The sequence below is a fragment of the Pseudoduganella buxea genome, assembly GCF_009720835.1.
Taxonomy (GTDB): domain Bacteria; phylum Pseudomonadota; class Gammaproteobacteria; order Burkholderiales; family Burkholderiaceae_D; genus Rugamonas; species Rugamonas buxea.
The window spans coordinates 20,936-29,719 of the sequence record NZ_WNKZ01000077.1 but is presented as its reverse complement, the minus strand read 5'-3'; the positions used below and the strand labels follow the sequence as shown (position 1 = coordinate 29,719).

Genomic DNA, 8,784 nt, shown 5'->3' with positions numbered 1-8,784 from the left:
CGGCGCCGCTCCTCCGACACCGTCACTACTTCGATGGTTTGGTTGTTCCTAGTCATATTCACAGTCGTATTCCTATCCGTAAGGATACCGCATCGACTGTGTCTGGTGGATCAGGGGGCTATCTCATGCGCTCCGTGACTGGCTGATAAATCAGCCGCCTTCCATGCCACTACTTGCCTAGAAGCAGTTCCTTGTTGTCGAACCAACAGCATGCGTACACGCGCGACATCGACGACGATGAACCCGCAGCCTCACCACGCAGCCAGAGGGCGGGCCCGTGCCGGGTTGCGCGGTTTGTCCATGGCTACGCTGCACGGGGCTTTGCGCAACACACCAAGAAAGCCCGTGTGAACATAAGACAAGTAACCGCGTTTCTGGCAAGGAAGAGTGTTACAGTTTCCGGATGGCAATTGAAATTCTTTAGACATAACCCATTCCGACGACCGCCTACCGATCATGAAACTCAGTTTTCGCACGAAACTCTACCTGCCACTGATTCTAAGCTGGCTGTGCCTGTCCGGCATGACCCTTTTCTACATCTACGAGAGCAAAGCTCTGCGTTTCGAGGAACGCCAGCTTGCGCTGAAATTTGCCACCGACGTCGGCATGTCAACCGTGAAGGAATATGCCGCGCTGGCGGCGTCCGGCGCGATGCCGCTGGAGCAGGCGCAAAAGCAGGCGCTGCAGCGGCTGAAGGCCATGCGTTACGGTAAGGACGGCTACTACACCGTGGTCGACTCGCATCCGACGATGTTGATGCACCCGATCAAAGCCGAATTGATCGGCAAGGACATGAGCGACTTCCACGACCTCAAGGGTACATACCTGTACCGCGATGCCGCGCGCATCGCGCATGGCAGTGGCCAGGGCTGGATTGAATATGTGTGGCCGAAGCCGGGCAACGCCGACCAGAAACAGGTATTTGCCAAGGGTGCCTATGTTTTGACCTACAAGCCGTGGGACTGGACCTTCATCACGGGACTGTACCTGGACGACCTGCACGACGCCTTCATTGCCGACCTGTGGCGCGCCGCGGTGCTGCTGGCCGCTATCGGCGTCGTGCTGAGTCTGATCGTGGTGGCGGTGATCCGCGGCGTGGCGCGTTCTATGAGCCAGGCCGTCAGTGCCGCCGATGCGGTGGCGCAAGGCGACCTGACGTACCCGATCCACGTGGAAGGCGACGACGAGATCGGGCAATTGCTGGCGGCGCTTGCGGCCATGCAGCACAGTCTGGCCGACGTGGTCAGCGAAGTGCGCCAGGGCACGCATACGATCACAGCGGCCTCGTCGCAGATTGCCGCGGGCAACCTGGACCTGTCGTCGCGGACGGAGCAGCAGGCTGGTTCGATCGAGGAAACGGCGGCATCGCTGGAAGAGCTGGCATCCAATGTCCGCCAAAACGGCGAACATGCCAGCAAGGCGAACACGCTGGCACGTTCCGCCTCCGACGTGGCGACGCACGGCGGCGCGGTCGTGTCACAGGTCGTGGAAACGATGGCGACAATTAATAACTCCGCGCGCAAGATCGTCGACATCATCGGTGTCATCGACGGTATCGCCTTCCAGACAAATATCCTGGCATTGAATGCCGCCGTGGAAGCGGCCAGGGCCGGCGAGCAGGGCCGGGGCTTCGCGGTCGTGGCCGCCGAAGTGCGCAGCCTGGCCCAGCGCTCCGCGGCTGCGGCAAAGGACGTCAAGTCGCTGATCGACGATTCCGTCGCGTCGGTCGAGGCAGGCAGCGAGCTTGTCAACCAGGCCGGCAGCACGATGAGCGGGATCGTCGAGAGTGTGCGCCGTGTCACAGAAATCATCAGCGAAATTGCCGGGGCGGGCGAGGACCAGCAGCACGGCATCAACCAGATCAACGACGCCGTGGCGGACATGGACTCGGCCATGCAGCAAAACGCCGCGCTGGTGGAAGAAGCCGCCGCGACATCGGCTTCGCTGCACGAGCAGGCATCGAATCTGACGCGTGTCGTCAGCGTGTTCCGTCTAGATTCGAACGATGGAGGCACGCGCAGCACCGCAGTCATGCAGCCGGTCCGCAAGCCCGCCACGAAGGCCATGGCCGCACGCCTGCGCTCTTGACGTGATGCAGCGTCTGTCCCGTATTTTTAATTAGTGAGCAAAGTTCGTCCTTGGTGGCGTCGCCCGGTTGTGTCTGCCACATACGCCAGAGGCTGAACTGGATCGGCGCGATGCTAAACCATGGCGGAGATTGATGTGGCATGGATGTGAAAGCTGAGTGTGGCATCGACTGCGCTGGCAGCGCGAACGTCCGCGTCGGGGCGGGAGCAGACGCAAGCCACGGCAGGTCGGGGTTGCGTGAACTGCCGGGCTCGCTGCCGGACCGAGGCCATGGCCCAAGCGCGCCTGCCCGAAGACCTTTGGCCAGTCATGAACACTCATCTACCAGGTTGTCGAACATCATCGAAGGGTGGGGCGACAGCGAATCAGTAATTGTGCAGTCCAAGGAGGTAGGGGACGCAAGCTGGCGGCTGGCAGCGCGCCCATGAGCCTGTCGTGCAGCGCCTTCGGCAGCATGACCAAGTCATGTGGGATCGGGCCTGCATTGACGCAGCGAGCGTATCGGCACCGGCAAGTAGTCAGCATACTCGCTCAAATCCGACCGATCGCGGAAAGCGCGGCTGCAGACATGCGGTGCGGCTGCAAACATCACTGACTGGCTGATCGGCGTGGACTGCCCCTGGTGGCCGTACCTCGAGAGGTTTTGTCAGGAGCTCCAAGCCGGCCCGCCACTGTCGCTGGCGACCTTGTACTACAATGCCGTCCCTATGAATTCCTCTCCTACTCCACGGCGCGTGGTTGCCATCGTCGGCGGCGGCCCGGCCGGCCTGATGACCGCCGAAACCCTCGCCCCCACCTGCGACGTGCACGTCTACGATGCGATGGCATCGAGCGGGCGCAAGTTCCTGCTGGCCGGGCGCGGCGGCATGAACATCACCCACGCCGAAGACTATGAACAGTTCGTTACCCGCTACGGCGCACGCGCGGGGCAGTTGGGGCCCATGCTGGACGCCTTCGGGCCAGACGCCGTGCGCGCGTGGGTGCACGGGCTGGGCGTGGAAACCTTCGTCGGCAGCTCGCAGCGGGTCTTTCCACGGGAGATGAAGGCCGCGCCCCTGCTGCGCGCGTGGCTGCACCGGCTGCGCGAGGCGGGCGTGCATCTACACCAGCGCCACCGGTGGACGGGCTGGCAGGACGGCGCGCTGCGCTTCGACACCCCGGCAGGGACGATTGCCGTGCAGGCCGATGCCGTCGTGCTGGCCCTGGGCGGCGCCAGCTGGGCGCGGCTCGGCTCGGACGGCGCCTGGGTGCCGCTGCTGCGCGAGCGCGGTGTCGACGTCGCGCCCCTGCAGCCGTCGAACTGCGGCTTCGACGTGGGCTGGAGCGCGCATTTCGCCGGCCGCCACGCGGGCGAGCCGCTCACCACCGTCGCCGCCACGTGGCTTGACGCGACCGGCGCGCGCGTGCGCAAGCAGGGCCAGTTCGTCGTTACCGCCACCGGTGTCGAAGGCAGCCTGATTTACGCCCTGTCCGCGCCCGTGCGCGACCAGATCGCCGCCCACGGCAGCGCCGTCATCGAACTGGACCTGCTGCCGGACCTGTCGCCCCAGCGCGTGCTGGACGAGGTAAGCCGGCCCCGCGGCAGCCGCTCGCTGTCCTCGCACCTGCAAGGGCGGCTGCACCTGAAGGGCGTCAAGGCCGGCCTGCTGCACGAATGCCTGAGCAAGGAGGCTTATGCCGACCCGGTGCGCCTGGCCCGGGCCATCAAGGCGCTGCCCGTCACCTTGGGCGCGCCGCGTCCCATCGACGAAGCCATCAGCAGCGCCGGCGGCGTCAGGTTCGAAGGGCTGACGGGCACCATGCTGTCCGCGCTGCCCGGCGTTTTCGTGGCCGGCGAAATGCTCGACTGGGAGGCGCCGACGGGTGGCTACCTGCTGACGGCCTGCCTGGCCAGCGGCGTGGCGGCCGGACGGGATGTGGCGGCGTGGCTGGCGGAGGGACAGCGCGAATAGCCTGCCGGCCGTGATGCCGGAAGGGCGCGGCCGGATTACAACAATCTAATTCCATATTGCAACATACATTGCCGAACGCATCGGCGCATGCTACCGTAGGGGCGTCGATCCTCTTTGCCGGCAGTCCGGGTGAACGATCGAGCGGTGGAGCCGCCGCAGTGCCTGCGGGCTCGAACCAGCCGCGCATCGAGGCCCATTATCTTCCCGACCCCACCCCTCATCACCATCATCTGGACCCTTGACGCCAGCGGCTGCTGCAGCGTCGTCCAGCACAGCGTGGCCGGCCTGTTACCCGAGCTGGCCGGGCTGTCCCTGCCGGCCTGGCTCGCCGGCGTTGCCCTGGCCGACGGCGCCCGCCACGCCGACGACATCGCGCGCGCACTGGCGCGCCGCGCGCCGTTCCACGTCGAATTCGCGGCAGGCTGCCGGGACGGTATCGCCCGGCGCCTGCTGCTGTCCGGCATGCCGGCCGACACAGGATTCACGGGCATGATGGTCGACGTCACATGCCAGCGACAGGCGCTGGACGATGCCGTGCGCAGCGCGGCCGAGCACCGGCTGCTGGTCGACAACAGCACGGACCTGATTGCCCACTGCAGCGCGGATGGCCGCTACACCCGCATTTCGTCGTCCTATGGCCGCATCATGGGCTGGCTCCCGGAAGACATGGTGGGCCTGCCGGTGGTCGACTTCCTGCACCCCGACGACCGCGCCCATGCCCTGCAGGCGCTGGGCACGCTGTTGAGCGGCACGCCGATCCCGGATGTCGTCGAGGTACGCAAGCGCTGCAAGGATGGCCGGTATATCTGGCTTGGCACGAAAGGCACCGCCATCGAGGCCGCCGGGCCGGGCGCCAGCCTCGGCGCGGTGCTGGTGTCGCGTGACATCACGGGAGAAAAGGAGTTGCTGCGCAAGCTCGAAGACATGGCCACGCGCGACGCGCTGACGAACCTGCCGAACCGTGCCTGGATCACCCGCCGCGTCGAGGCCTTGCTGGCGGCGCCGATCGATAGCAGCTTGACGACGGTGTTCTTCATCGACCTGAACCGCTTCAAGGAAGTCAACGACACGATGGGCCACGGTGCCGGCGACCGGCTGCTGCAGGCCGTGGGCCAGCGGCTGCATGCCTGCATGCGGCCCGGCGACGCGGTTGGGCGCCTGGGCGGCGATGAATTCGTCGTCGCCGCGCGCTGCGCCGGCCAAGGGGCGGCTGCGGCCATCGCGCAGCGGCTGATGCAGTCCCTCGGTACGCCGTTCCGGATCGACGGTGCCACGGTCGGCATCGGTGCGGCCATCGGCATCAGCCTGGCCGGGATGGCCGGCGTGTCGACCGAGCAGCTGTTCCAGCAGGCCGATACGGCCATGTACCGGGCCAAGGCCCAAGGCGGCAGCGCCTACTGCTTCAGCGACGCAGCGCCCGGCCGCTGACCGGTGGCCCGGTCATTTTCTCGCCCAGGACCGCCGTGACGCAACGCTACTCGAAATCGACCGAACCGGAGCCGGTACGGCTGACCACGCGCTGGTCCGGATTGCCGTAGACGGTGGCGTCGCCGCTGCCGGCCAGCGACACCGTGGCCGACTTGCGGGCAAACGCCTGGGCCGAGCCGGAACCCTGGATCTTGATGACGGCGTCGTCCGATGCCATGTGCTGGGCGTCGACGCTGCCCGAGCCGGAGATTTCCGCGGCCATCTTGCGGCAGCTGCCCGAGCTGGCGATGGTGCCGGAGCCGACCACTTCCAGTTCCACTTCGTCGCTGTTGCCGGACTTTAGGTCCAGGTCGCCCGAACCGCGCACGGCCGCGTTGACATTGCGGTAGCGGCCCTGGAAGCTGAGGTTGCCGGAGCCGTTCAGGCCGATCTTCAGGCGCTCGCCCGAAAAGCCGGTGACGGTGCTGTCGCCGTTGCCGCGGACCTGCACTTCGCTCAGCGACGGCAGCACCAGCTCCACCTGCAGGGGGCGGCGGTGGTGGAACAGCATCCCGGTGGTGCCGATACGCAGCGTGTCGCCGTCCTGGCTGGCCGCCACATTGCCCAGCAGGCGCTGCTCGCCCCGCACCTTCAGCGACGGCACGGGGCCCTGGCGCACCGTCAGGTCGATGGGCCCGGCCAGGTCGACGACGCGGATGCCGTGGCCGATCTCGCGCGTTTCCGTGCGCGTGACGCGGCCGGCCGTGCTGGACGGATTGGCCACGCCCTGGGCACGCAACATCGTATACGAGATACCGATCAGCAGGATGGCCAGCATCAGCAGCGACACGCCGACCTTGACGAGGGAGCGCATGCCCATGTCAATGCCCCCGCAGCAGCGAATAGTTCATGTGGACGTAGCGGCGCAGGCCGATGGCCGTGTACTTCGTCACCACCAGCGACAGCAGGAACAGGGCGATGCCGCCCAACACCATTCCCATGCCCAGCGTCGTCTGGGCGCCCCGCGACGAGCCTTCCGGATCGATGGCGATGCGCACGCTGCCGTCGGCCATGGCCTCGGCGCTGTCGAAGATGCGTTCGGAGCGGCTGGAAGGCGTGCTGCCTTCGTCGTCGCGTGCCGATTGCTCGTCGACGTGGATGCCGTCCGCGCCGATCGAGATGCGCGTCTCGACCCGCTCGTCGCCATCGCCGCGCCGGTCGGCCAGGCCGACCAGGTTGTGCAGGGGGCCGGACAGGACGATCTCGTTGGCGCCGGCCAGGCCGCTGGCCGTGATGGCGATGCCGCTGACATAGAAGGCAAATGAGCACAGGTAGATGGTCAGCAGAAGGGCCGAGAACACGGCCGCCGGCACCACCATGAACAGGTTGAAGATGGCCAGGCCGGCGAAGGAGCCGGCCATGCGCAGCAGGCTGACGGGGGTCTTGCGCTGTTCGAAGGCGGACAGGTGGGCGTTGGCACGCAGGGTCATGGCGATCTTGCGGGGGTCGTCCAGCTCGGCCGCCACTTCGGCCTCGCTGCGCCCGACGGTGACGCCGTCGATGAAGCGCTGCTCGTAGTAGGCCAGGGTGCGCGCGGCCGCTTCCGGCGGCAGGCCGGCCATCGCCTTGCGCAGTGCGTCGAGGTAGTCGTCCTTGCCCATCGCGGCCCCGTCAGTGCAGCGGGTGCGCGACGACGTGGAACGCGCCGGCGCCATCGATGTGGGCGATGGCGAGCATGCTGAGCACGACGATTGCGACGACGGCGATGGTGCCGAACCCCAGTTTCATTTGTTGCCTCATTGCCAGCTTTCCCGATATAGCATTGAAATTCGCAGTGAAATTCCCGGTGAAATTCCTATACTGCCACTGTAGGGGAGCCTGGCCTGGCACGCCAGTTGCGTGCGACGGGCTGCAGGAATCGGGGCGCAGGCGGTGCGGGACGGGGACAGGGTGCATGCGCTTTTGGAGCGTGATGCGCCCGTTACGGCCGCCGGCCCAGCAGGGCGGCCGCCGCCACGCCGCTGCGCACGGCCATCTCGAGGGTGGCGGGGTATTCGCCGGCCGTGTAGTCGCCCGCCAGCACGAGCCCGGGCCAGGGCGTGGCATTGTCGGGCCGGACCAGGCCGGGCGTGCTGGCATGGGTGGCCCGCTTTTCCGTGACGACCTTGCTCCAGACGGGGCTGGCCAGGGCGCTCTGGCCGAACACGTGGGCCAGCTGCGCCGCCACGGCGGCTGCCAGGTCTGCCTGGGGCAGGGCGGCGGCCTCGCCGGACGCGCTGACGATGACGGCCAACATACCGGCCCCGGCCCCGGCCTCGTTCTGCTGGCCACGGTCGAATACGAACTGGCCCCAGTGGCCGTTGGCCGGCGTGTCTTCCAGTGCATAGAACGGCTGGTCGAGGCGCACCGACGTGTCGTATTGCAGGTAGCAGGTGGTGATGGGTTCCGGCGTGAAGGCGGCCAGTTGCGCCAGCAGGGGAGCGGCATCGGGCAGGGGCGCCAGCAGGGGCGCGGCCGCCGTGGGCGCGACGGCCACGACGACGCCATCGAAGGTGTCGTCGCCGATGTGCCAGCGCGCGCCGTCCTGCGTCACTGCCGCCACCTTGGCGCCCGTGTGGACGGTGGCGCCGTGCGTTGCCAGCCAGGTGGCCGCCGCGTCGGGGAACAGGGCGGACAAGTCGGCGCGGGGCACCAGCATGTCCGACGCATGGCGGCGTGCACCGAGGCTGTCGCGCAGCACGGCCAGGAAGACGTTGGCCGAGGCCCGCTCCGGCGGCGTGTTCAGCGCGGCCAGGCACAGGGGACGCCACATCAGGCGATACAGGCGTTCGGTCTGGTCGAAGCGGGCCAGCAGTTCCGTCACGCTGCAGTCGATGTCCAGGCGCCAGCCCATCCACCGGGCGCCCGTGGAAAAGCGCGCCATGGCCAGCTTGTCTTCCCGATCCAGGCCGCGGGCGCGCAGCAGGGCCACGGCCAGGTGCAAGGGCGCGGGCAGCCGGGGCGCGACGAAATCCATCGCCCCTGCGGCCGGCGGGTAGCGCATCTGCAGCGGCAGGTCGAGGAAGCAGCGCTTGCGGTCGACACCGACGGTTTTCAGAAGGCGCAAGGTGTCGCGGTAGGCGCCCAGCAGGATGTGCTGGCCGTTGTCCAGGGTGCGGCCGTTGGCCTCGATGCGGCGGGCGCGCCCGCCCAGGGTGCGGGCCGCCTCGAACACGGTGACGTGCGCCTTGCGCCGGGCCAGTTCGACGGCGGCGGCGCAACCGGCCCAGCCGCCGCCGATGACGGCGACCTTCATGCCGCGCGGCGCCCGGTGTTCCAGCGCAGGTTCAACCCCGCT

General features: G+C 67.5%; 6 protein-coding genes. 3 read left to right on the top strand and 3 right to left on the bottom strand.

What is annotated here, in order from left to right:
• The first annotated feature begins 456 nt into the window (after positions 1-456).
• The 3 genes from GM672_RS29780 to GM672_RS21310 all read left to right on the top strand — a co-directional run bounded on the left by GM672_RS29780 (position 457) and on the right by GM672_RS21310 (position 5,468).
• Positions 457-2,088, top strand: coding sequence for a methyl-accepting chemotaxis protein (locus tag GM672_RS29780; protein ID WP_155472543.1), 1,632 nt, complete (start codon positions 457-459; stop codon positions 2,086-2,088).
• Between the two features lie 707 nt (positions 2,089-2,795).
• Positions 2,796-4,040, top strand: coding sequence for a TIGR03862 family flavoprotein (locus GM672_RS21315; protein ID WP_155472542.1), 1,245 nt, complete (start codon positions 2,796-2,798; stop codon positions 4,038-4,040).
• Positions 4,041-4,169: 129 nt separating this feature from the next.
• Positions 4,170-5,468 carry a sensor domain-containing diguanylate cyclase gene (locus tag GM672_RS21310; RefSeq protein WP_229427792.1) on the top strand — a complete coding sequence of 433 codons (1,299 nt, stop codon included), beginning with the start codon at positions 4,170-4,172 and terminating at the stop codon, positions 5,466-5,468.
• A gap of 46 nt (positions 5,469-5,514) precedes the next feature.
• Here the strand turns inward: GM672_RS21310 and GM672_RS21305 are convergent, their stop codons facing one another.
• The 3 genes from GM672_RS21305 to hpnE form a co-directional block, all read right to left on the bottom strand.
• Positions 5,515-6,321 carry a head GIN domain-containing protein gene (locus GM672_RS21305; protein ID WP_155472541.1) on the bottom strand — a complete coding sequence of 269 codons (807 nt, stop codon included), beginning with the start codon at positions 6,319-6,321 and terminating at the stop codon, positions 5,515-5,517.
• Between the two features lie 7 nt (positions 6,322-6,328).
• Positions 6,329-7,108 (bottom strand): DUF1700 domain-containing protein, encoded by a 780-nt coding sequence (locus GM672_RS21300; protein ID WP_155472540.1) that lies wholly within the window; start codon positions 7,106-7,108, stop codon positions 6,329-6,331.
• A 320-nt stretch (positions 7,109-7,428) separates the two neighbouring features.
• On the bottom strand, positions 7,429-8,742 hold the full coding sequence (hpnE, locus tag GM672_RS21295) for a hydroxysqualene dehydroxylase HpnE (protein ID WP_155472539.1): 1,314 nt from the start codon (positions 8,740-8,742) through the stop codon (positions 7,429-7,431).
• Between the last annotated feature and the right edge of the window lie 42 nt (positions 8,743-8,784).

Excerpts from the sequence above, each read along its gene's own strand:
- GM672_RS21300 (WP_155472540.1), bottom strand. The coding sequence starts at position 7,108 with ATGGGCAAGGACGACTACCTCGACGCACTGCGCAAGGCGATGGCCGGC.
- GM672_RS21305 (WP_155472541.1), bottom strand. The coding sequence starts at position 6,321 with ATGCGCTCCCTCGTCAAGGTCGGCGTGTCGCTGCTGATGCTGGCCATC.
- GM672_RS21315 (WP_155472542.1), top strand. The coding sequence starts at position 2,796 with ATGAATTCCTCTCCTACTCCACGGCGCGTGGTTGCCATCGTCGGCGGC.
- hpnE (WP_155472539.1), bottom strand. The coding sequence starts at position 8,742 with ATGAAGGTCGCCGTCATCGGCGGCGGCTGGGCCGGTTGCGCCGCCGCC.
- GM672_RS29780 (WP_155472543.1), top strand. The coding sequence starts at position 457 with ATGAAACTCAGTTTTCGCACGAAACTCTACCTGCCACTGATTCTAAGC.